We start from the raw sequence: 23,592 nt of genomic DNA, 5'->3' as shown, positions 1-23,592 counted from the left end.
ATCTCCTTTTAGTGTAAGTTATTTTTTTCTAATACATCTTTTTGTTGTAAGCCTTTATTACTCAAATAGTTGTTCTTCCAAGCCATATACAAAGTGAATGCCCCTGTAATTACAGCGACTAAATCGTTTGTGATTTTATCATCAATCGTTTGGTATCCCACAAGATTTAGGACACTATTAATCACAGCAATTACTAATACGACATAGCGACTAATTGAAGCTGTATCAAAGTTCTTCATACTCTCACCTCCCTTCATTTCATGAAATTTAAGATGTTAAATAAAAACAGGACCGCCAATGACAGTCCTGAAATCCACATAGATATATGAGCTTTTTTGTTAGCATCATTTTTTTCTTGTTCTTGTTTTAAATCCTCAATCTCACGATCACGTAGTTTGAACATCTCAATTACTTCAGTACGAACCATATAGTTACTGTGATTACGTTCTAAATTCTTTTCGATCCGCATCATCGTCTCATTCATAGCTTCGAGCTTTACTTCAAGTTTTGTGATGCGCTCGTACTCTTTTTGATTCAATAAACTCACCCCTTTTTAGGCAATAAAAAAAGACCAGCTTACAGCTGCTCTGGTTTCTTATCAATTAATTGTTGTAATAACTCTTCTAATATTGCTATCTTGTTTTTCATTAATGTAATCTCTTCATTATGCTTACTCTTCATTTCTTCTATTTTCGCATTTTGATTTTCTTCAAGTTCCTGTAAAGCTTTGATTGTAAGTGACGCATATGAGTATAAGTGAATTCCTTTACCACTTTCATCGATAAACGCTTCATCAGTTTCATCTACAATTGCCCCGTAGTATGTTTTAATGTCATCAGTTGTCAACGGAGGATCATTAGGATCTTTTTCTTCTCTCATTTTGTAAAGTTCGTTTACTGCATTCTTATAGTTGAATTGTCTCACTCTTACATTCCTGATTTTTTCTAAGGCGGAAAAAGAAACATCACGAATGTTAGATTTATATTCTCTTAATGAAGGACTCATGAAATTACCTTGAACAGATCCCCAGCCATTCTGAGTAACAGATGACTTGACTTGAATAACACCTGTATATCCAGCCACACGGCTATTACGTAATGTAATGTTTGGCAATCTTAAATCTGCATCTGAACCGTTATCTTCAAGGACTAACGAAGTTTGATATAATCCAGGTTTTCCTCGTCTAAAATACCAATTCCCATTTCCTGTATAAAAAGCTTGGTAATCATTAGCATTTAGAACACTTATTCCGTTCCTTTGCAACTCCCAATACACAGATTTTTTGATTTCACCATTTTCTATTCCATCACCAATACCAATGTTTGCATAAGCTCCAGGCCATCCTGCACCTGCTTGAGACATAAATAAAGCGCCTACTGGAGCGCTAGTCTTTTCATCCGTTCCAAGGATAAATGTTGGTTGTACTGCACCATCTTGTCTACGATAATAACCAAGAAACGCTCTAGCAACTCCACTTTCATATAGACGTACAAATTGATCATCTAAACTAACATAGTTATTAGTGTTTGATGTTCTAATTTGACAACCACTTAACAAGCCAGATTTAATCCATTCAGCGTTAACTTTACCAATTAAATCTATTCGTGCTGCATTAAGTTTGATGTTTTCTTTACTCATGTTAATGGCTGCGATTACATCATTTTCTTTTACAGATATACTAACTCCCTTTTCTGTTAGTTGAAGGCGTGATTCCATATTTCTTACATAGGAATCTGTAGCAAATTGCCCATCTGCTTGTATCTTCGTATATACTTCCGTCTTTTTTGCTGCTGCATTAATTCCCTGTTCATTAATAGTAAAGCGATTATCAATTAGAGTCATTTTTTGATTAAATTGCTCAGTTGCAAGTTTATTAGCTAATTCGCCCAATAAATCTTGTTTATTTTTATCAACTGTTTGTTTCAGATCAGGTATCTTAAACCCAGCAACATAATCCTCCACTTGTTTAAGCTCGACTTTTGCCCCAATCGCTGTTGCCTGTTGTTCAATTTTTGTATTTGCTTCAGTAAGCTTCTTCCCTTGATCTGATACTACATTGTTTAAATTACTAACGGTGGAGGACAATCCGCTTGCTGTTTGTTCTACTGTAGTCATGCGCTTTTCAAATCCAGCTTGGCTGTTTTGAACATTTGTCACAGTAGTTTTAACACCATCCACACTTTTCTCAATCTCGGTTGTTTTCTTGGTGAATTCATCTGTTGTCACTTGATCTTCAGGAGCTGGTGTCCATTCGGTAGCTTTATTGCCTATTTCAATTTGAAAATTAGAAACGATAATTTTTGCTCCAGTTGTAAAATTATCTAATCTCATATTTATAGATTTAAAAGCACTACCACTAATCGTGATTACTCCTAAGTATTTTCCGCTTAAGTTTTGAGGAGAAAATGTAATTTTGGATGCAATAAGGGGATAAGGATTACTCCCTTGCATATACATAGTGCCCGATGGTGTCGTTGTACCTTCAACTTTCCAATCAAAGGAAACACAAGTTTCCTTATTTAAAATTGAACTAGAATCCCCACCTGCAAAATTATAAATATTTACAGTTTGATTCGCTGTATTATTACCAATTACACTAGCTGGGATTGATGTGCCGAGAACAACATTTCGTCCACCTATTTTAGTGTTATTTACTTTGGTCTCTACACTCGTTAGCTTCTCGCTGATTTTCCCTGCTTGTTCTTTAATTTCAGTTGTTGTCTTAGTTAATTCACTTGTTGTTTGCTGCACCTCAGAAATAGTTTTTTTTGTACCTTCCACAGTTGATTCAACTGTATTTAATTTACTACTAATTTCAGTATCTTTTTTCGTTAACGATTCAATAGAAGTTTTGATCCCTTCTGAAGTTTGCTCTATTCCAGTCACTTTTTTATTTATATTTCCTTGTTCGTTTTGCACATCAGATATTGTACGGCTAACACCCTGCAAGTTTTCCTTTACTTCGTTAAATTGTCCTGTTGCTTGATTTTGTGCTTCTTGAACCTTTTGATTTAACTCTGTTTTTGTGGTTTCAATATCTTTATTAACCTGATCTAATGTTTCTTTTTTTACAGATTCAACATCAGGTACAACTGATTCCCAAGCTACGCCTGTCCATATTTTTAAAATACCGGGCTTTCCATTACTAATATCACGCCATAGCGTTTTATAAGGTTTAAGTCCTGTTGTTGGTGGATTCTTAGATTCTATAATATCAACGGTATTATTTTTAACGTTTTCTTGTACTTTTTCAGCAAGTGTTTTCGCTGCTTCTGATACTTCCTTTGCATTACTAGCGGTTTCATTGGCTTCTTTCACTAGCTGATCTAACTGATTTATCATTTCTTGCTTATTGCCTAATGAACCAATGATCCGATTGTAAATCTTTCTTAATTCTTCATTTGGATCAACAATTTCACGATAATCCCCAAATATATATTTATCTTGCAATGGATTTTTAAACGATTCATCACCTGCAATTGCTCTAGCTTCTAAATAAAGCTTAGGTGTAAATCCAGTGTCTTTAATTCGAATCGTATCGCCCTCATTAACTAATTCATGAGCCAATCCGAACACACGACCAATTGATTGTGCTTCAACCTCATAAGAGACGGATGTATTTACACGTTTTGCTAACTCTGTTTTCATAAGAGTCATTAAACGTTTTGAATCCATGTCTTCGTTTTCGGTCTCCGGACTATAGAAACCGAATTTATGATTCCCTTTCTCGTTCCATCTTTGGAAAGCATCATTGTCCACAAGATAAGGAACGCCATTATTTATTTCGGTAATCGTAATAAACTCTCCGCCTTCTTTTTTTACGAAACCTAATAAGGCTGTACAGATGTTTTGGGAGTTCTCAATACGCTTAATTCCCATTAAATCTTTACCAAGGGTTATTTCTTTTCCTGTTTCTCGACCACGCTTCTTGACCATATCCACATAACGCCCAACGACTTGAGAACCTACGACTTCAGCGCGATATTGTATTTCTAGTTCAAACAAGGAAGCAATCTTTTTAAGAAAAGACAACGGATCAATAAATTCATCGATCGTCATAGAACGGAAACTAGCGTATTCTAAATTCCCTTTTTGCCACTTCGTACCTGCAAGAGCGATATCAACCATTTCAATTACGGTTTTACCTTCTAGTTTTTGTGGAGGAATAATTCCAGCTTTGGCAAGCTGAATCCATTCACCTGATGCATAAGCGATTACTGATCTATCATCAGAATTCTTTTCAATTTCAGTAATTACATAAGGAACGATACGACCATCACGCACTTCTTTTAAAACTAAATTTTGTTGCATAAGTGTGGAGGAATGCCTTGTATTATCAAATACATGAAACTCTAATGTATCAATGTTATTTTTGATTTCCCAATGCCTTTTATCATCCCAATAATCTGTAGGCTGGATAGATGCTACAATTTGTTCTGTTTTAAAATCAACAACATGCAATTCACCACTTGGCGTTCTCATCTATATCTCTCCCTGTAACTGACTGTAGCTGTAACATCTGGTGGCATAATATCAATACGATTATCTCCACGGATGATCTTAGGAAACTCACTAAATATATCTTTAATATTAATAGCATCTTTTCCGTTAATCGTAACAAGACTTCTTTCTGTATCAATAATCACTTTATCCCCTGTATCGAAAATATACGGTTTTGTATTAGATGGAACTTTGTTTACTTTCCATATTTTTAAATCTGTTATGCACATATTATCTATAGCAGGATGATTATCCCATCTACATACTGCAATCATTACTTGTGCAATTTTCCGAGTTGTCATTGGATTACTATTGTCAACATCATTAAATTGTTCCACAAGAGATGCCCCGTCTGTGTACGTACCATCGATAAATTTAGCTACATACACAGACCATTTCTTGCCCCTTCTAGCGATACGTAAGCGCCCTCGGAACTGATTGAATGTAGTGGAGTAACCGCCGCTGGTATCTACTAATTTCTTAATACTATTAGGCGTTCCATTATTCCCAATTCTCATATATGCTTTTGTAATTTCTGCATTATCGTATAGATCGTTCATATTGATACGAGCCACTACATTACTTGCTTCATCTAAAAGAAGGACTTCAACGCGACCCATCTCAGCTATACTTTTGGATTGCAAAGTAATCCATGTCTCCATTTCAAAATCTTGTAACGGTCCACCAGGGATGTTTTTCTTAGCGATAGCTCCATAAAAACCACTAGTTCCTTCTTCTCCATATTTTTCACAATACAGAGCATGTCCATCTTTAACCTTGAAACTACCTGTACCTTTCATTTCTTCAACTTGTCCAGTAACAGGCGTCCATCCTACAGTTGAATTCATTTCATCCCACATAACACGTTCACGCTCTTGCACTGGTGTTTCCTCCACAGTTCGAGGATAACCAAGACGGAAATAATCGCGATCATTCGGATAATCACCAAACCAAACATCTAAAAAAGTGCTTGGTTTTTTTACAGTCATTTCAAGTAATGCTGGAGCTTCTACGCTTCCTTTATTCGTGAAATAAGAAGTAATCTCAGTAGACCAACTTTGTGTGAATGTGTGAGTCTGTACTTTCCCTAGTTTATAAGGTGTTGGGCAGACAAATTTAATTGTACCGATTCCGAGTGTTACAAATTCATCCGGATCAAAACTATCATCCACAACAGCTAAATATGTTCTATTTGGTTCTATATCGAAAATAAGCTCTGTTGGTTGATCGGTAATCAGCCAATCTGCAATTTCTTCTTTTATAGTTTCTAAATCAGATCCATCAGGAACAATAATTCCTACAGGAATAGATAAAACACGCATTTCCGTTTGGGTATTTAATAGTCTCGCACCTGGATATCCTGGAACACTTAGAAAATTCCTTTTTAATGGCGCCCAAGTCGGTCTTTTCCATCCTTTTGCGATTTGAACAAAGTCTTTTCGTTCGTTATTAAATGTAAAAGAACTCATGCTGACACCTCATTTCTTTATAAAATAAAAGAAACCCAAACCTAAAAGTCTGAGTTTCTTTTTGTTTCTCGTTCTTGATACTCGGTTGTATATCGATACGTGCCACGCGCCACATCTCGTCCCTCTAAAACAACAGGAACTTCAACAACTAAATCACCCCCAAGCATTGGAAATGCTCCACCATCAGATGATCCTGGAGAGTAATTAAATACTTGATTTGATACGCTGCTTGTCATGGCTTGTCTACTATTTGACATACTTCCATACACACCACTCATGACAGTCTTTAATCCTGATAATTGACTTACAGAACTAGCCATCATACGGCTCATATCATTCATTAATTGATTGATTTCACCAGGCATAGCAAATTGTTCGCGCGGCATGGCTGCTGCAATTCCAGCACCAATTGATCCGAGTGTCTTTTTATTTAAAGGTAAAACTGCTTCTGGTCCAGCTTCTCCAGCTCCTTGCAAGTTTCCACCGTTCATTCCAAAGATAGTTGGTTTAGTGAAGATACCACCTTTCGCGCGCCAGTCAATATTTATTCCGGATGGATAAGTAATATCTTTACCTAAAACATTTTTTGTATTAGTTTGTAAGCTGAAGTGTGGAAGAGGTGGCATTTCAGGTTTAGGGATTTTCAACTTCAGATTTTCAAAGAACCCCTTTATTTTACCGACAAACTCTTCTACTTTTCCAACTGCATCTCGTATTGGATCAATAATAAATCGTTTCGCTGCTTCAAATTTTTCTTGTGCTGCACTCTTTACAGAATCGAATTTTTCTCTAGCTGAATTATATAAATCAGTGAATTTTTGCTTTGCCTGATTATAAGCGTCTGTTACTGGCTGAATAACATATTGTTTAACTAAATTCCAAGCTGTAAGCGTATAGGATTTTATAGAATCCCAATTTGATAATATCCAATTGGCTAGATCAGCAAGCTTTTGCTTGGTTGTATTCCACAATTCTTGAACTGGCTGAATAACGTACTGTTTTACCAAGTTCCAAGCCATAAGAGTATAAGATTTGGCAAGTTCCCACTGTGAACTTAACCAAGAAATCAAATCACTAAATTTCTCTTTCACTAAGCTCCAAGCTTCCTGTACAGGCTGGATAATATATTGTTTAAACAATCCCCATGCAACTTGGGCCACAGCTTTTGCAATTTCCCATTGTGTACCGAGCCATGTAACTAATTCACCTATCTTTGTACTTACCCAATCATAGGCTTGTTGAATTGGTTGAATTATATATTGTGAAATGGCTGCCCATGCAATTTGTACCCCTGCTTGTATTAATAGCCATCCAGCTTGTAGTACTGTTGAAATTAATGAAATGATTGGATCTAAAACAGTAACGATGGTATTCCAAGTTTCTTGCCAAGCTTGTACGAGTGTCCCCCACAATTCTGAAGCTGTTGTAACTAAAGAAGTCCACCAAGAAGACGCTGTTTCAACAATTCCGGACCATAAACTACTAAAGAATTCGCCTATAGGATCAAAGAAACTATGCATCATTTCAGTGAATGAAGCCCAAGCACCTGAAAAGAATTCAACAATAGAATTCCATGTACTACTACATATTTCGCCTATCCCTGTCCATAAATCACTAAAAAACTGACCTATTGGATCAAAGAATGCATGCATTGTTTCTAAGAAAGAACTCCAAGCTTCACTAGAAGATTGAACTATCCCATCCCAAAGCTCTATTAAATATTCCTTAATAGAATTCCATGTATCTATTGTCCACTGCTTTATAGAATCCCAATTTTGATAAATGGCAATTCCTAAAGCGACTATAGCTGCAATAATAATAGGGACAATAGCAACAAGTCCGGCTGCTGCTAAAGCTCCAATTTCAAAGAAGCTCATGACTGTCATGACTATAGGAGCAAGTGCCATAATTGCACCTGAAATTATACCAATAGCCATTGCAACAGCTGTTAATGTGGCTGCTAACTTTGGATTGTTTGAAACCCATTCAGCTATTTTGGAAATGACATCCGCTATGACACTAAGAACTGGCTGGAGCGCAACTTGTAAATCCTGCATCGCTTTTTGAAATTTAACTGCTGGGTTTGCATCCATTTTCTTAATGGAATCATTCAATTGATCTTGGTTTTGTTTCGTTTTATCTTGTACATTAGCCAAACCTTTATAAACGGCAAGCATATTTGTACCTTGATCTTCCCATTTTGTTTTAAAGATTTCTGTTGCAAGTGCATTTTGTAATGATTTGTCTTTTATTCCATCAATCCATGTTGCGACTTCTGCCATTGCTTTCGAGCCGCCTTCGCCACCATCAGCTACAGCTTTTCCCCATTCTTGCATTTTTTGAATGGATACATCTGTACCTTCCAATAAATCGGACATCGCTTTTGGAACTTCCTGACCAAAAGCCGCCATGTTAATCCTTCCCTCTTTAACCCCATCGTTGAGATTATCCAAGTTCCAGCTCTTAGTATTTATCCCTTGTTCAAAAATAGACTGTATTTCTTTAGCACTGAATCCCGCATTCTTCATCTGCATTCCATACTCTGACACTGTATCTAATTGTTCTGGTGGAAATCCTGCTTTTAATAGAGAATTCATTAGTGCTAAAGCTTGGTCATTCGATACACCTATCCCTGCGGCTACCTCATTTGTTTCTTGAATTAACTCAGTAAAATCTACTCCTTCAAAGGAATTTGAAATAACCGCTGCACCTTTTACAATTGCGGCATTCGCTTCATCACTAGCATTTTTATTTAATGCCCATTGTCTACGTACACCTTCTAAAGATGCCTGAGCATCAACGCCATAAGCGGTAACACCTCTCACAGCTTCTTCTACAGACTTTTTAGAGGATTCTGGGACATCAAATGTTATATCAATCTTCGTTTGCAACTTTGACATATCCATTGCTTTTTCAATAGCGGCTGAAATACCACCGCCAGCTGCTAACCCACCAATAACATTTTCTAATCCTATTTTTAAACCTTCAAACTTCTTCTCTGTTTTTCCGGCTTCTTGCTGTAAATCTCTTAATTCATTTCGCACTTGTTGAATTGAATTACCAGCATCCACAGATCGTAGAGCTCGTTGTAGTCTTTCAATATCCGCTTCAGTTCCTAATGCTTCACGACCAATAATCCCAATCGCTTGCTCTAACTGACGACTTGTAGCTGTACCGCTTTTAATTGCATTCACAAGACGATTTCCTAATGCTCCTGCAAAATCATCAACACTTTTACCTGTAGCTCTAAACAATGTTTCTAGTTGTCTTGTGGTACTCGCTACATTTTCTTGTTCAGCCTTCATATTTCCAAGCTTATTTTTCAGACCATTAAGAGACCCTTCTGTAAATTCAATCTCACGCCTGAATGCACGGTATTGCTCTTCAGAAATCTTTCCGTTTTGAAATTGTGCTTGAACTTGTTGTTCGGCTGCCTTCAATTTATCTAGCTTTTCCGTGGTATTTTCAATTTGTTGAGTTAATAACTTTTGTTTCTGTGCTAACGCTTCGACATTACCAGGATCGAATTTTAAAAGACGTTCTACATCTTTTAGTTCTTTGGCCAAATTGTCACTCTGCTTGTTAACATCTTTTAGAGCATTTTGCAATGGTTGAGTATTTCCGCCAATTTCAATTGTGATTCCTTTAATTCTTCCTGCCATTTTCTCACCCCTTTCTTAGAACGCATCGTAATCTTTTTGAGTTGCTTTTCTAACTTTTTCTTTATCCGGATTCTCCATTTCAGCAAATTCAGCAATGTAATCAAAACAATCACCAATTGTCATGTCTTCTAAATCCCAACTTGTTAGTTTCGCTTTATAACAAAGAGCAAGGAACAAATCAGTGCTTAATTCTTCATCACTGAATGTCCCTTGCTCTCCCTTATTTTTCTTTATTTTTTTTTTGCTCCCATTGTCTTTTGAATCATATCGTTTATTTCTGGCATGATTTCATAAATTGGGAACTCATCAAATCCATCTAACCATGTGATTGGATCTGGAATGCTTGGATCGGCTGTTTTAGCGTATAGCCAAACCAAATCATAGATTACTTCAAAATCTACATGTTTAAAATCTACAGACGACAAATCAATGGTACCTTCTGAAGCATCTTGCGAAGCAAATGTACCAATAGCCCCTAATGCCAACATATCCGCAAATAAATCACGTCTAAATTGAGCTTTATACTTTTTAACTGTCGCTGCTGTACTTTTTAATCTGACTTGTTTTCCGTCTATTGTAATTGTCTTTTCCATTTACTATTATGCTCCTTTTGGTGCTTCTGTTTTTTTGATATACACTTCTTTGTACCAGTTGTTATAAATTTCTTGAGTTGTTTTAGAAGTTGTTTTTGTTTTAACCATAGGTCTTCCACCAGGAGCTAAAACGATTGGACTAGAAACAAATTTCAATTCATTTGTGTTCGGTTCAGCAGAATTTGTTTTTGTTTTAGATGCAATTGTTGGACGACTTGCTGCACAGTTATACATAACGTGTCGAGTTGCGTTCACATCTCCATCGAATTCAAATAGTAATGCAAATGATTTTCCTTTGGCATCAGCTAACTCATTTAATACACCGTCTGTTTCATCTAATTGCTCACCTAATGCATCGATAGCAAATTGCTCCGGAATAGTTGCAATAGATAGCGTTCCATCATAACCTTGGTTATTACTTGCCGCATAATAAAGCATGTCATCAGCATAAAATTCAATTAAATCACCGCGCGGCTCAAAAGTTAGTTCAACCCCACCGGGTAGTGGAATTGGTGTACCAAATTTCACTAAAAAGTCTTGAACATCATATGGAACATAATGTACATTCTTCAGACCAAACGTAACTTTATTTTCTTTATTCACCTACATCAACCTCGTTTCATATATTTTTTGAAATAATTTCTCAGATTCAATAAAAGTCCCATACAAATCATAAGGAATCTCATGGTCGTCTAGGACTTTTTCAAGTTTCGCCTCTGCAACTAAATCTTTTTTAGTTGTGTAAAGTTCAATATTTGCATCGTCTATCTTGTGATAAACCTTGTTATCAGCCATTAAATTTGCTGATCCATCCACAAGAATACAAATATAAGGTGGCGCTGGCACTGGCTTACCTGGCGTTGCTATGAAATGCGAATAAGCTACAGGATAACCTGTAGCTTCAAGGATTTTTGTTAATTCACCTAATGTCATTATTCAAGCGCCCTTTCAATTCGTCTTGGTACTTCATTAATTACATACTCTTCAACAGGACGAATATGCACTTGAGCTGGAACACGTCCACCACCAGCCTTCGCATGGCCATTTTCCAAAAGATGCGTTAGTTGCCCTTTTATATTGTGGACGACAACTCCATTACCTTCTTTTTTCTTACGCCACCCTTTACGATAAGCACCTGTTTTTTTAGGGCCACTTTGTCTTAATTTACTTACAGCAACATCAGCTACTTCTTCTTGCGCGGTTAACAATTCTTCTTCCACAACATTCGCATACCTTTGTAATTCTCTAGCAATTTCACTCGCAAAATCGTTCATACTAAACGTGCTCCTTTGCGATAATAGTCAATGTTTGATACATTTCATCATCATTCATCGGCGGTTCGATAATGTCAAAGATACGATCCTTCATAGTAATTCGCATTAATTCTGTAATACCTGTTGTATAAGGCATTACAAACCGATAAATTCGTGTAGACTGCGAAGCTGAAGCTTCAATGTACTCCGAACCTTTTACCGTTTTTATCATTGCCCATACCTTTTTAACTTCTTGCCAATTGCCTGTTTCAACTTCTTGATTCAATTCATCTTTTATTACTTCAGGTTGTTCAATGATAATTCGATTTCTACAATCACCAGTATTCAGTGGTTTCTTGTATTGGAAAGGACGCATATTATTCACCGTCCAACTTAATTTCTTCTAATGCTTTTGCAATACCAAAACTATTAATTTCGGTTAAAAAATTCTTAGTGAAATACTCAAGTGCATCATTATAAACGTAACGAGAACGTTCAAAAACTAATTCTTTGAACGTCTCATCTTCGTTTATGTTATATGCTCCACAATCTTTTATTAAAGCTTTTGTGGATGCAAAAAGGATGCGTCTCAGGTTATCATCTTCATCATCACCTAAGTGCATCCTGTCTTTAAATTGCTGTAATATTTCATTCGAAATTACCTTATCCATTCACATCACCCTTGTGTTGGTGGGGTTACTTCTTCAAGTTTCAATGTGTAAACTTGTGAAGTGTATTTATCCTTTGGTTTACCTGTAGCGTATTGTTTGGCGATATAAAGCGTTGCATCTTCTAAAGCTAGTGTTTCTTCAAACTTTTTGATTGGCTCCGTTCCACCCATCGCTGCAATATACTCTCCTTTAACAAAGAACACCACTTGTCCTTGAGGTACAAATACAGATTCTGTTGGGATTGGATTAAAAGGTAAGCTCGTTACATATACACCTGCCGCATTTTGAATTGTAGCATTTGCTTGAATGTCAAAAGTATCAAATGGATTAGTTACCATAACAACTTTACCAGCGATATTTTTTGGTCGATCTGCATCTGAACCATCAGCGTTTAGCTTTTTAGCCAGTAATTTAACAACGCCTTTCAGTTCGTTGATTGTTTTACGACCAGGCTCAAAAGTTAAAGTTCCTGCTGGCTTTTTATCTGGGTACACTCCACCAACAACACTTCCACTTGGATCTTTTAACAATCCGATAGGTTCTTCTTTACCTGTTCCAGTTACAAATCCTCGTTCTAATCCTACTGCCATCGCTTCTGAAATCATTGTGCGAACATATCGTTCCACCCAAACTGGACCAAGTTTGAGCATGTCATTTGCTAATGGAATAAATGCTGTTAATTTCAGTTGAGTAATTGATTCTTTTCGGAATGTAGCATTTAATTGTCCTTTAATATCACCAAATAACGGTCCCCATACTGCCGCACCATCTGGATCTCCATAAATAAACTCCGTCACAGCGCCTAAATTCTCTAAGCCAATATGTCCTAGTAACGGATGACTTTGAACTAAATCATCAAAGATTCGTTCTTGCGTTGTTTTAGGTAGTGTTTCAGTAGATTTAAAACCACCTTCTTCCACAACTGCATTAAAGAACTTCATTTCTTCACTTGTTAATACATTAGCGCCACGAGACTGCATAATAGAACGATCTACCATTGATTCATTTACTTGATTTAAAATATCAGCTCGCACATCTGTAGCAAGTGCTTCAATCATAGAATTTAATGCTGCTGTTTGTTCTTCTGGCGTACCTTCCTGCGTTGCCTTCGCGAAAGCTAGTTTTTTCTCTTCAAAATTATTAAATTTAATCACCATATTTTATTTTCCTCCTAAATTTAAAAAGAGCGTACTCAGATTCTGTTTTACATTAACAGGCTCTTGAATAGGCTCTTCTGGATTTTGATTATTTGGTTGTTTTGTATACTTAGCTACTAACCCTTCTTTGAAGTTTTCTACAACTTCCTCTTCTTCATCTTCTTGCGTATCATCAATTTCGATTTCATCAGCAATTTCATCAGCTAAACCAAGGGCAACTGCTTCCTCTGCCGTTAGCCAAGTTTCATCTTTTAAAAGTTGTTTTAATTCTTCATCTGTCCCAACAAAACGCTTCTTATAAGATGCTGCTAAAGCTGAATCAATTTTACGTAGATCTCGTGCTGTTTTTTCAAAAAGATCTGCATTTCCATATTCAAAGGTACTCGCTTGATGAATCATCATCATAGTATTACTAGGCATAATGATTTTATCACCTGCCATTGCAATTACAGACGCGGCACTAGCTGCCCAACCATCAATATGAACTATAATTTCTGCACTATGCTGCTTTAACTGATTACAAATTGCTACACCATCAAAAGCGGAACCTCCACCAGAATTAATATGAACGTGAATTTTTTCTGCTTTAACATCTTGAATTTTTCGTCTTACTGCTTCAGCATTGTTTTCACTAAACCATCCACCAATTGACCCATAAACAGTTAATTTGTATTCATTTTCACCTTTAGCTTCAAAACGAATATCTCTTTTTAAGTTCAAAAGCTTATTCATATTCACATGCTCCATCATTTTTCACCCCCCTTCAGATTCATTTAATTTTGTATAGTTCTTCGTAATATGATGGATATTTAGATTTGGATCATCTGACTCTTCATAATCTACTTCTGAACGAATTTCATTTCCTGTAAATGCACTTGAAGAAATGAGTTTATCAATACTTGTCGCAAGATCAAATATACTTTGATAGGAAACAGCCTTAACCTCAATTTTTCGTCCTAAAAGATATTCACTCATTTCAAAGAATTTAACGTTCGCTTCATCAGATAGCTTTTTTAATAATGGTCGTACTGTGAAAAGCATATAATTTTTCGTTTGCTTTTCTACATCAGCCATTTCTCCATATATCAGAGCTATAGGAGTACCAATTGCCATAGCTACTTGATTCAAGAAACCATTTGTTACTTTATTGATTTCTTCCACACTTGGACCATTTGCAACACCATTGTATATCTCGTTATAATTAATACCTTTTTGCTGTGGAACAATAGCTATATCTTTCGAACCGATTGACTTATACATATTGTCTATAAACTCTTGTAACTTTGCTATTTGTTCCTCAGTTTTAGCACCAATCATATCCATATCAACCGTGCCACGAACTTGATTTTTACGTTTCTGTGAGTTTAATATCCTACCAAACAAATCACCGTAATCTGCAAACAATCCATCAATAAGTGGAGATAATTTATCATTACGATACTTCAAATGAATAACTTCGCTTTGCTTAAAACTTCTCTTAAACGTATAATCTTTTACCCTTACATCAGTAAAAGTATCTTCAAACACAGCATACTCATTATGTTTAAATCCATCTGCAATAAGTAAATCACCATCATCTGCTTGTATGACTAAACACTCATTATCATAAATAAGTTTGCGAACAAACCTTTCCCAAAAGGTACTTGCGGTCATATTCTTGTTTGGTCTTACATTTAATCGATAATAAAGCTCATCCTTCTTAAATGCTTTACCATTTCTTACTCTAAATTCAGATTGACTAATTGTCCTTCCTAAAAATGATACGCATGTATCAATCGCCAATCGTTTCATATGAAGCCTGTTTGCTGTATCAGTTATTACATCCAAATCCAACATGAATTCTAGTTCTTTATTTCTTTTAAATACTGAACCTAACCATCCAATGGTCATCACCCCCTTAAAATTTAATACTATCGAGCATAAACTCAACTTCTTCCTCAAGAATGTTATCCGCTTGCCATAATGCATGAATAAAAGCTTGAAACCCATCAGTTTTTCGTCTGAATTCATCTTTTTTCAGATATTCTTTATTGCCATCCTTTTTAATATGAACGTAGACGTTATTGGTGTACCAGCGCATTAACGGATTATCACCAAAGATAATACGGTTGTTTGCAAATAATGTTTCGACCCTTGGCGCTAATAATGAATGAATAGCTTTTGGATTACGAATATATAACAATGTAAACCCTTCTGCTTCGAGTGCTGTTTTAACAAGATCCAAACGGAATGTATCTGCAACAATCGTATTAACTCCATACATCTCACGCATTCTCACGAACCAATCTACTATGTGAGCAATATTAATTACAGGTTCATCCACAATTGTTAATAATCCATTTTCAGCCCATTCATAAATAGGTGCTTTTAATTTCACCTTGTCCAAGAATCCTTTACGCACAAATGAATGACCTTTCCAAATATAATCCTCACCATGTTTAAATAGTAAACCGACTGCCGCGAAGTCTTTAATGCTGGCGAAATCTAGTCCTCCCACAGCTACTTTATGTTTTAGCTCTGGAATTTTTCTAAGTGTTTCTCCATCTTCTTCAAAACCAGTACGCATTATTTCTTCCCAGGTAGCAACAGATTTTGTTAAATCCACTTCTGGTAAATTCATTCTTTTAGTCATGAAGTTTTCTCTGTTAGATGGATCATTCTCAAGGTTTTTATATTGACGCATAACCTTTTTGAACAACCCTCTAGCATATTGACTCATAGGTTTACTAAACATTGGATTTGCTTTTTCCCACATATCTGGATTGTCTACTTCTTCAGCGTTATCAAGCTTACAAATAAAAGGGAACAACCTATCTTCTTTTTCTTTTCCTTTCAAGATGTTCATTGCTCGCTCTTTCATCTTGTCAAGGTAACCTTCACGGACAAACCCATCTGTGGTAATAAAAAATTCCCTAGAGTTAGGAACTTTACCTAAACCACTAGAGAATACTTCTACAACATCGCTATTTTCATATCTGTGTATCTCATCATAAATAACACATCCATCTCTTAATGAGTCTTTACTTCCTGCATTTGATGTATGAAATTCAAAAGTCGAACGAGTCGCTTTATTCGTTATCAATTGTTTGGTTGATACAAATAGCTCGTCTAATATTTCATGTTTTTTATTCTTTTCAAAAACATCTACAAAAGATGTTTTTGCCTGCCTTTCTGTATTAGCAACTACAGATACATTATAATGCTCAATACCGTGCAATTCGCTAATAAAGAAGTGTGTCAATGCGCTAATCAATCCGTTTTTACCAGCACCCCTTGCCATCATCCAAAAATGCTGATCAAAATAAACATCCTCATATTCATCAAACAAAAACACAAATGCTATTAAAAATTTTTGAAAGTAATTTAATTTAAAGTGCCACTTTTCTATGAAAGTTACGCACTTATGGATTAAATCCATATCAAAATGCAAATCATTACGGGTTAATATATCTTGCTTTAAGTAATTAATAAGCATGATACGTTCCCTATTTAATACTACCGTTCCCGTTTCATATAATTCTATATATTCACTTACATACTTATGGGAAATCATATTAAATCACTTGCCGAATACTTCTTAATTTCTTTTTTATTACTTCCTTCTGGCAATAAATCTGTTAGTTGTTTAATGACTCTTTGATATGATTGATCGCGGGTATTATATAGTCGGGCAACAGGTCGCTCTCTTTCATACGGCTCTGTTTTATCAGATTGTGAGAACATTTCATAGTCACCATTCTCAGATATATCTACCCACATCTCATTTAATAAAACTCTTAATCTTGCTGCCTGAATAATTAACCCTTCAACTACTTTCAACTTACTAGGTGGGATATCTTTAAATAATCTTTTTAAACGATTTTTTTCTTTGTTAACTAGCACCTCACGTTCATCAATGTCCGCCATAATATCACCTCGATTCAATCATATTTTTATGCTGGGTAGGGGTCCTATGCGATACTGCTCAAAAATCTGGAAAAACGACCCCCTCCTCCGGTGCCCCTTAGAGCAATTTTTGATGAATTTTTTTAAGGGGGGGTGTTATTGTTGATTCTTTTTTACCACTTTTCATCGTGTTCCCATTTATTTTGTTTCTTTTCGTACATTCTTCCATGTTCTTTGTTATGACAATTTACACAAACTGTTTCAAGATTGTTTATGTCTAATGCTAACTCAGGATGATGCTCGAGCTCTTTGATATGATGGACAACTAGCTGTATCTTCTTACGCTTTGCACTCTCACTGTACTCATTGGTGTCCACACTAACACTACCGTTACGTTTACACTCTTGGCACTCATAGTTGTCACGCTTCTTTACTTGCTCGCGTATACTCTTCCACTCACCACTGTCATAGAACTTACGCTTCTGTTGTTTGGTTTTATATTCGTTCATTGTTTCTCATCTTCATTACTCCAGTTACACGCAAAAGGATATCGCTCAATTGATACAGTACCAACGTCTCCTTCTTCTGTTAACGTTAGTTCTAACTTCCTTATACCTTCTCTTCTTTGCCACTCTTTATCTATTTGTATATCATCAGTACTGTTAAACTTAATCATCTATCCTCACTCCTTATCACAAACCATATTTTCAGTTGTACTTACAATTACTTGATTGTTTACTATTTGAGTTGTTGTTGTATATTCTCCTGTGCCAACCATCTTACCGCCCTTATCATGACACTCCTTCATAGTTATTAAGAAGCCGACAAACGCAAGAATAATTAATATAAAGCATATAACTATAAGCGAGTTAAGTAATCTTTCCATCTACTCAGCCCTTACACTTAAATCCTTTCTCCATTTATCCTTTTCCAATAATTCTTTTATTGATGTTCGTTCCAGGTATTCCACAGAATAAAACATAGGTTTCTCGCCATACAGCTTATAATACTTAACATCTATTCCGGCTTTTTTGTGTGCTTTTTCAAGTGGCTTAAGGTATTTGATATATGCTTTCTTATCAATAGATGTAAGACCAAGCGCAGCAATCTTACCGTTTAAAACACTATCCAATCATCCTCACTCCTTATCATTTAATAAACAATCAATTAACTTATTGATTACATTTATATGAGTTTCCTTTTCTTTCTCTGGTGTTGTTTCTTTTAACTCTTCAAACACTTCAACCACATCTGATACTTTTTCCTTGCTTACATGTCCAATTAACACTTTATTATCAATAGCATTAAAAACAATACTAAGAGCAACAGCCTTCTCAAGTTTCGTTAATTGCATCTCTTCTTTTCTCCTTCCTCAATCTTTCCGCGGAATTGAATATCAAGACACTTTTCGCAATAGAAACTCCCAAAGATATGGATAGATACTTGTCTGTTATCAGCTTGTATCTGTGTTGTTTTACTATCCATCAATCGATACTTATGTTCACATTCCTTATGCTTGTTGATGTGTTTCTCATACTTCCCTAACTTCCACATATCTACAAAAGCACCGTTACACTTTGGACAAACAGTTACTTCTTGATATTCTTCCTTGGATGAATGATACACTTTGTCTTGATGCCTGCACACTAGACATACAGCTTTATTAAAGTATCTGGTTTCTGTACGTACCTCACACATCTATACTCACTCCTTATGCCCTAGGAATTAAGAATTCATCTATCGCTTTATCCAGTACATTAATAAGCGCTTCTCGTACTTGCTTCGGTGTCATATCATCATTCATTTCGTTATGCAATGCTACAGCCTTCTCTAATTTTTGTGGATCAATATGTTGCTTTGCTAACTCCACACCGATAACATTATTGATTAACTTACCGATAATAACTGTTTGTTCTTGTTTGTTTAGTTTCATGTATTTCACTCCTTAACAAAATAAAAAAAGCACCCGAATGGATGCTTTTTTTATCATTTTCTTATTTACTTGCTTAATTACGGTATGTGAAGTTTTATTTTTCTCTCAGCTAACAACCACGACAGACACTATCGGAAAACTTATCAGGTTTCCCTCATTCCATCTACCTAGGATGTTGTTAGCTCAGAGAAGAGCAAAAGCTCTCCTTATTAACGGTAACATTCAATCAGTACCATCTGCTGGTTTCGGATTTTATGCGCCGTCATTATGAAGCCGTTTAGAATTTTAGAAACAACATAGTGAGTTGTGTTTTCCGCCACTTCTCACAATACAAATATATCACTTTGATTCCAAAACAACCGGCACATTTCCTGCCAAAAAGCGGCCAAGACTCTGCCACTTATTTAATCGTCGCTTTAATTCTATTCAGTAACAGTTTATACAAATCTTGTTCTGTTTCCCATACAAGGTGACTATATTGTCTTGTATCAAAGTGTAAGTTATCCAAATCATTCTTTCTACATGACCAAATTACTGGTATGCCTAACCCCATAGCATATCCAGCTTCAAAGTAAACACCACCTCGATGACCGGTAAAATCTGCAATAACAAATTTGCTTCTCTGTATTTGAGCAATGATCGCATCATCTATTTTATTATTATGCTCCAACTCATCTATCCTCATTGCGTTATATCCAGCATCTTCTATAGCTCTCTTAATTGCCCTTTGATATACAGTATTCATTTCATCGCCAAACCACATTGCTACAAATGCTTGTTGACTTTCATTTTCTTTATTTCTTTCTAACTCTACAACTCTATTCCATCCCTTTGCCGTCACTTTGACTACTATTTGTTTACTCAAACTTCCCGAACGTGTAACTAATCCAGCATCAACCAATTGATCTATTATAAAACTTACTTCTTCTACACTCGAACTTTTAGTGTATAAAAGATGGCATCTATCATATGGTATTGAAACTTTTTCACCTGGGAAATCTGATAAACCAGCAATATTCATTAATGCACGATCCATCTGCTCAGAAACAGTTCTAGGAAATTGTTTTATCAATTCATCCAATGTAACTAACGGATACTCTCTTAAAATCTCTGCGTTATCTGCTGATAAATCAATACAAATATTAATACTACCTTTTCCTTTAATATGTCTCTCTAGCAGAATAGCTGCTAATTCTCCTTGTAATTTACTATTATCCATTACCGCCCTTACAGTATTGGCTACCATACCAAACTCCCCACATTGAGAACATTCTATATGCATGCCTCCACCAATCTGACGAATCCTGACATCTGCATTTTTACAAACAATACAATTTGAACCGTACATATACCCAACTCCTTAATCATCATTATTAATATTACTATCTCTTTATATTTAACATTAAAAATAACTATAAGTTCAATACCCACTTACCCATATCTTATATTGTGTGTAACTGACCCCTTCGCCAAATCCCTTGGTATCAATGGTTCCATTTAACTTTCTCTTTTGAGTTACACAGTACGAAAATTATGAGTAACTGTATAAGGATACCACCAACATTTTGCAAAATAACCTACGCTATGCACAAAAATAAAATAAGCTGCCCATGTGGACAGCTTATTTACATAATTTTCGTTATCGGTACTGGAAAAGGATCTTCGATTGAAGATCCTTTTGTACTTATTATTTTCCACAATCGCACCCGATTGCGGAAGAATGATTTAACTTAGTTGGCACCATATTTATTCCTGAGAATCCACTGTTTATTGAATAATCAAACTCTCTTATTGCGATATTAAATATTTTTCTTTGAAGATGGGACTTAATTCACTCCAAATATCAAATTTATTACCATCTAAATCATAAAAAACAAAGTTCTTTCCAGTGTGTCCTCTGTTCTCGATTTCTCCAACTTTTATTTCCTTTTTTATAAAATCATTATGGATTGATTCAAGTGTATTTAAACCATTAACTTCAAATGTTAAAGAGAAGCGCTCTTCACCACAAAAATCGTAAAAATTTAAGCTTTGATTTATTTGGGATTTAACCAGAAAAAAACTTTGGTTTGCGAAGTTAAGAATAGCCTTGTCTTTGTCTTTATAACTTAACTCTGCATCTAATTTGTTTACATACCATTCTGAAGAAAGCTCTACATTGATAACAGGAATATAAATAGTTCCAACCCTCAATAATTTATTTTTCATTCTATTCTCTCCTTTTAGTTATTCAAATAACATTAATAAATATGTTCTCTTTTTATGTACCTATTGCCTTTGAAAATCTTACAATTTTCTTTATGATGTTTCACTAGTTTCACAAACTTGTTCTATTAGGCGTACCGCCAGCATTTCGGAAAAAAACCAAGCTAAGCAAATTGGAATATTAAAAAGACTGATTAATCCACGTTTAGGTTAATCAGTCTTTTAGTATTTAATAGAGTTAATTTATCCATTCTTCAAGAATTGTTAATAAATTAATAGTTTGACTATCTTAATTATATAAATCCTCTTTAGAAAATTATCACAATAATATGTTTTTAAATGCAAGACATAATTTTACTTGAATGATTTAGACTCAATACAGTAATGTCGAAATTATAAGTAGGATTTATATATATTTGGACATAAACAAAGACGAAAACGAAGTATCGTCAATTATAAAAATATAATAAACACTAGTTTTCTTGATTAAGAACCTGTAGCATACAGGGTACCTTTTGTATTTGTAAACCATTCATCTGATTGAACATATATTTGCCAATTGTCACCTGTCTCAGGAAGCTTAAAAGAAATATTATTGTTAGAGCCACTAAAAGTTTCATCTAAGAGGTATTCTACTCCAGTTCGACTATTTTTCACTTTAACATTGGTGGCAGCTGATCCATTAAGATAATAGATATCAATTGTTAAAGTTTTGCTTGGAACACATACTGTAGTTGCCCATTTCCATTGAGTATTAGTATCAAATTTTCCATTACTTGAAGTACCGACACTACATCCAATAGCTGCATTAGTAACTTGAGAAGGTTGTACTCCAAACAATAATAAAACTGCTAAAGTAATTGTAAAGATAGATTTTCCCAATTTCATTATAAAGTTCCTCCTAATATAATATATATAACAAATTATTCATAAAATCATTATTGCTTAGGATGAACGGTACCATTTGAGTAATAATCAACCATATACTCCCATGTATATTTATTAAATGGTGTCTTTTTATCCAAATATCTATTATTGTCAATGCCTGTAGAACCCATATAGAAAGTAAACGGATACTTTCCGGACTGTAATTTTTCTTTAAAGGTTAATTCATATTCAATTAAACGGTTATATTTCACTGAATTATTCGCTAATCTCTCATCAAATTCCATATCTACCCCAATATTTCCTACTCTCTTATTAACATAGGCTTGAGGAAGGATATAGCTTCCATCAGTATAAGAGAGTGCTCCATTATTCATACTTCTTTCAACAACTTTTAATAAATAGTTTGGTTTATTTAATACTTTCCCATTTTGGATGTCACCATGAAAATACCAATTTGGTTGTAATAGAATAATATCGAAAAGGCTTGTTTGGTTCGCTACCCAAGCTACCCTTCTTAAAATATCAGTATCTGTATCGACATAAGGAGCCCACCCTAACTTTTTCTTACCATTTGAAGTGGCCCATGAATCTAAGGCTTTAAAAAGTTTAACAGTAACATTTGAGTTCATGCTATTATTCAATTTGTTCCAATAGTCTCCAGTATAAACAGTTTCATCAGTTCCTTTTGGATCAGCAGTATCTTTATAAACGTGTTCAATATTCACATAAATACCTTCTATATTATTTTTCCAAATAGTGCTCCCTAAATCTGCTTGAAACTGGTTAAGTTCGGTAGTAAGTTTATCAGCTGTAAAATCATTACTATTTGCACCTCTATGTAAAGTAGAAATCCAAATTTTTGCACCACTATTCTTTGCAACTATTTTACGAATTAGATTAACCTTTTCTTTATGGTCAGTATCGTCGGGATTAGAAGCAAAGGCGGATAGAATAATAAATGTATTAGCCCCCTTCATTAGATTTGTAAGGTCAGCATCAGTATACTGATTATAAGTTGTAGTTGAATTGAATTTTCCAGCATACATAAGAACGGATTTCATTTCTGGTCCATAAGAAGTTGCGGCATCAGCAGGTGTAGTTGTGGTAAAAGATAAACTCAATGTAGCAGCAGTTACTACTGAAAGTACAGTTTTTTTCATTTTTTTAATCATACACTTTTCTCCTTTTATGAGTTTGAACTCCTTAGATCCTTACATAAAATGTGGTATTTAGGCAATAAGGAGTTGCTACATTCATATTATCATGCGAAAAATAGTAAAGTTATTGAGAAAAATGAAAAAACTATTAAAATGGGTTGCTAACGTAAAACAATTTAAAACAAGCATAAAATGACTCAAAAACTCTTAGCGTGGTTT

The 23,592-nt window shown here is 35.1% G+C and carries 27 protein-coding genes; all 27 read right to left on the bottom strand.

Annotated features, from left to right (window positions below):
- Window positions 1-8: 8 nt before the first annotated feature.
- Entirely contained in the window at window positions 9-239 is a 231-nt protein-coding gene (locus ACUXEY_RS11600) for a phage holin (RefSeq protein ID WP_061129248.1), read from the bottom strand.
- A 14-nt stretch (window positions 240-253) separates the two neighbouring features.
- The gene (locus tag ACUXEY_RS11595; RefSeq protein ID WP_461300741.1) at window positions 254-547 is read right to left on the bottom strand and encodes a hypothetical protein; all 294 of its coding nucleotides are present in this window, start codon (window positions 545-547) and stop codon (window positions 254-256) included.
- A gap of 29 nt (window positions 548-576) precedes the next feature.
- Window positions 577-4,482, bottom strand: a complete 3,906-nt coding sequence (locus ACUXEY_RS11590; RefSeq protein WP_461300740.1) for a phage tail spike protein — start codon at window positions 4,480-4,482, stop codon at window positions 577-579.
- Window positions 4,479-5,969 carry a distal tail protein Dit gene (locus ACUXEY_RS11585; protein ID WP_461300739.1) on the bottom strand — a complete coding sequence of 497 codons (1,491 nt, stop codon included), beginning with the start codon at window positions 5,967-5,969 and terminating at the stop codon, window positions 4,479-4,481. The genes ACUXEY_RS11590 and ACUXEY_RS11585 overlap by 4 nt, the downstream gene beginning before the upstream one ends.
- 41 nt (window positions 5,970-6,010) lie before the next feature.
- The gene (locus ACUXEY_RS11580) at window positions 6,011-9,631 is read right to left on the bottom strand and encodes a phage tail tape measure protein (RefSeq protein WP_461300738.1); all 3,621 of its coding nucleotides are present in this window, start codon (window positions 9,629-9,631) and stop codon (window positions 6,011-6,013) included.
- 230 nt (window positions 9,632-9,861) lie between these two features.
- Window positions 9,862-10,224, bottom strand: a complete 363-nt coding sequence (locus ACUXEY_RS11575) for a hypothetical protein (protein ID WP_431084185.1) — start codon at window positions 10,222-10,224, stop codon at window positions 9,862-9,864.
- 6 nt (window positions 10,225-10,230) lie between these two features.
- Window positions 10,231-10,827, bottom strand: coding sequence for a major tail protein (locus ACUXEY_RS11570; protein ID WP_461300737.1), 597 nt, complete (start codon window positions 10,825-10,827; stop codon window positions 10,231-10,233).
- Entirely contained in the window at window positions 10,828-11,157 is a 330-nt protein-coding gene (locus ACUXEY_RS11565; RefSeq protein WP_461300736.1) for a hypothetical protein, read from the bottom strand.
- Window positions 11,157-11,498: an HK97 gp10 family phage protein gene (locus tag ACUXEY_RS11560; protein ID WP_098082066.1), complete on the bottom strand. Its 342-nt coding sequence runs from the start codon at window positions 11,496-11,498 to the stop codon at window positions 11,157-11,159. Before ACUXEY_RS11560 ends, ACUXEY_RS11565 begins: the two co-directional genes overlap by 1 nt.
- Window position 11,499: 1 nt before the next feature.
- Window positions 11,500-11,853 (bottom strand): phage head closure protein, encoded by a 354-nt coding sequence (locus tag ACUXEY_RS11555; RefSeq protein WP_461300735.1) that lies wholly within the window; start codon window positions 11,851-11,853, stop codon window positions 11,500-11,502.
- A 1-nt stretch (window position 11,854) separates the two neighbouring features.
- Window positions 11,855-12,148, bottom strand: a complete 294-nt coding sequence (locus ACUXEY_RS11550) for a hypothetical protein (RefSeq protein WP_461300734.1) — start codon at window positions 12,146-12,148, stop codon at window positions 11,855-11,857.
- A gap of 5 nt (window positions 12,149-12,153) precedes the next feature.
- Window positions 12,154-13,305, bottom strand: a complete 1,152-nt coding sequence (locus ACUXEY_RS11545) for a phage major capsid protein (RefSeq protein ID WP_461300733.1) — start codon at window positions 13,303-13,305, stop codon at window positions 12,154-12,156.
- A gap of 3 nt (window positions 13,306-13,308) precedes the next feature.
- The gene (locus ACUXEY_RS11540) at window positions 13,309-14,052 is read right to left on the bottom strand and encodes a head maturation protease, ClpP-related (protein WP_002054371.1); all 744 of its coding nucleotides are present in this window, start codon (window positions 14,050-14,052) and stop codon (window positions 13,309-13,311) included.
- Window positions 14,053-14,058: 6 nt separating this feature from the next.
- A complete protein-coding gene (locus ACUXEY_RS11535; RefSeq protein WP_461300732.1) occupies window positions 14,059-15,198 on the bottom strand; it encodes a phage portal protein in 1,140 nt (379 codons plus the stop codon).
- Window positions 15,199-15,202: 4 nt separating this feature from the next.
- Window positions 15,203-16,858, bottom strand: a complete 1,656-nt coding sequence (locus tag ACUXEY_RS11530) for a terminase TerL endonuclease subunit (RefSeq protein WP_461300731.1) — start codon at window positions 16,856-16,858, stop codon at window positions 15,203-15,205.
- The gene (locus tag ACUXEY_RS11525; protein ID WP_078985595.1) at window positions 16,855-17,211 is read right to left on the bottom strand and encodes a hypothetical protein; all 357 of its coding nucleotides are present in this window, start codon (window positions 17,209-17,211) and stop codon (window positions 16,855-16,857) included. Before ACUXEY_RS11525 ends, ACUXEY_RS11530 begins: the two co-directional genes overlap by 4 nt.
- A 152-nt stretch (window positions 17,212-17,363) precedes the next feature.
- Window positions 17,364-17,699, bottom strand: coding sequence for an HNH endonuclease (locus ACUXEY_RS11520; protein ID WP_461300730.1), 336 nt, complete (start codon window positions 17,697-17,699; stop codon window positions 17,364-17,366).
- A complete protein-coding gene (locus tag ACUXEY_RS11515; RefSeq protein ID WP_461300729.1) occupies window positions 17,696-17,866 on the bottom strand; it encodes a hypothetical protein in 171 nt (56 codons plus the stop codon). The genes ACUXEY_RS11520 and ACUXEY_RS11515 overlap by 4 nt, the downstream gene beginning before the upstream one ends.
- Before the next feature lie 6 nt (window positions 17,867-17,872).
- Window positions 17,873-18,076, bottom strand: coding sequence for a hypothetical protein (locus ACUXEY_RS11510; RefSeq protein WP_461300728.1), 204 nt, complete (start codon window positions 18,074-18,076; stop codon window positions 17,873-17,875).
- The gene (locus tag ACUXEY_RS11505) at window positions 18,077-18,322 is read right to left on the bottom strand and encodes a hydrolase (RefSeq protein WP_461300727.1); all 246 of its coding nucleotides are present in this window, start codon (window positions 18,320-18,322) and stop codon (window positions 18,077-18,079) included.
- Between the two features lie 6 nt (window positions 18,323-18,328).
- Complete coding sequence (locus ACUXEY_RS11500) at window positions 18,329-18,544, bottom strand: hypothetical protein (RefSeq protein WP_461300726.1); 216 nt, start codon at window positions 18,542-18,544, stop codon at window positions 18,329-18,331.
- Window positions 18,535-18,888, bottom strand: coding sequence for a hypothetical protein (locus ACUXEY_RS11495; protein WP_461300725.1), 354 nt, complete (start codon window positions 18,886-18,888; stop codon window positions 18,535-18,537). The genes ACUXEY_RS11500 and ACUXEY_RS11495 overlap by 10 nt, the downstream gene beginning before the upstream one ends.
- Before the next feature lie 13 nt (window positions 18,889-18,901).
- Complete coding sequence (locus tag ACUXEY_RS11490; protein WP_044797994.1) at window positions 18,902-19,123, bottom strand: hypothetical protein; 222 nt, start codon at window positions 19,121-19,123, stop codon at window positions 18,902-18,904.
- A gap of 400 nt (window positions 19,124-19,523) precedes the next feature.
- Entirely contained in the window at window positions 19,524-20,471 is a 948-nt protein-coding gene (locus ACUXEY_RS11485; protein WP_461300724.1) for a hypothetical protein, read from the bottom strand.
- 440 nt (window positions 20,472-20,911) lie between these two features.
- Window positions 20,912-21,331 carry a VOC family protein gene (locus ACUXEY_RS11480; RefSeq protein ID WP_461300723.1) on the bottom strand — a complete coding sequence of 140 codons (420 nt, stop codon included), beginning with the start codon at window positions 21,329-21,331 and terminating at the stop codon, window positions 20,912-20,914.
- Between the two features lie 483 nt (window positions 21,332-21,814).
- On the bottom strand, window positions 21,815-22,216 hold the full coding sequence (locus ACUXEY_RS11475; protein ID WP_135277310.1) for a hypothetical protein: 402 nt from the start codon (window positions 22,214-22,216) through the stop codon (window positions 21,815-21,817).
- A 50-nt stretch (window positions 22,217-22,266) separates the two neighbouring features.
- Window positions 22,267-23,388, bottom strand: coding sequence for a hypothetical protein (locus ACUXEY_RS11470; RefSeq protein ID WP_461300722.1), 1,122 nt, complete (start codon window positions 23,386-23,388; stop codon window positions 22,267-22,269).
- Window positions 23,389-23,592 lie beyond the last annotated feature (204 nt).

The sequence above is a fragment of the Bacillus sp. F9_6S_D1_P_5 genome (genome assembly GCF_054823925.1).
The sequence above is the reverse complement of the archived record's forward strand: the minus strand, read 5'-3'. Positions and strand labels throughout refer to the sequence as shown.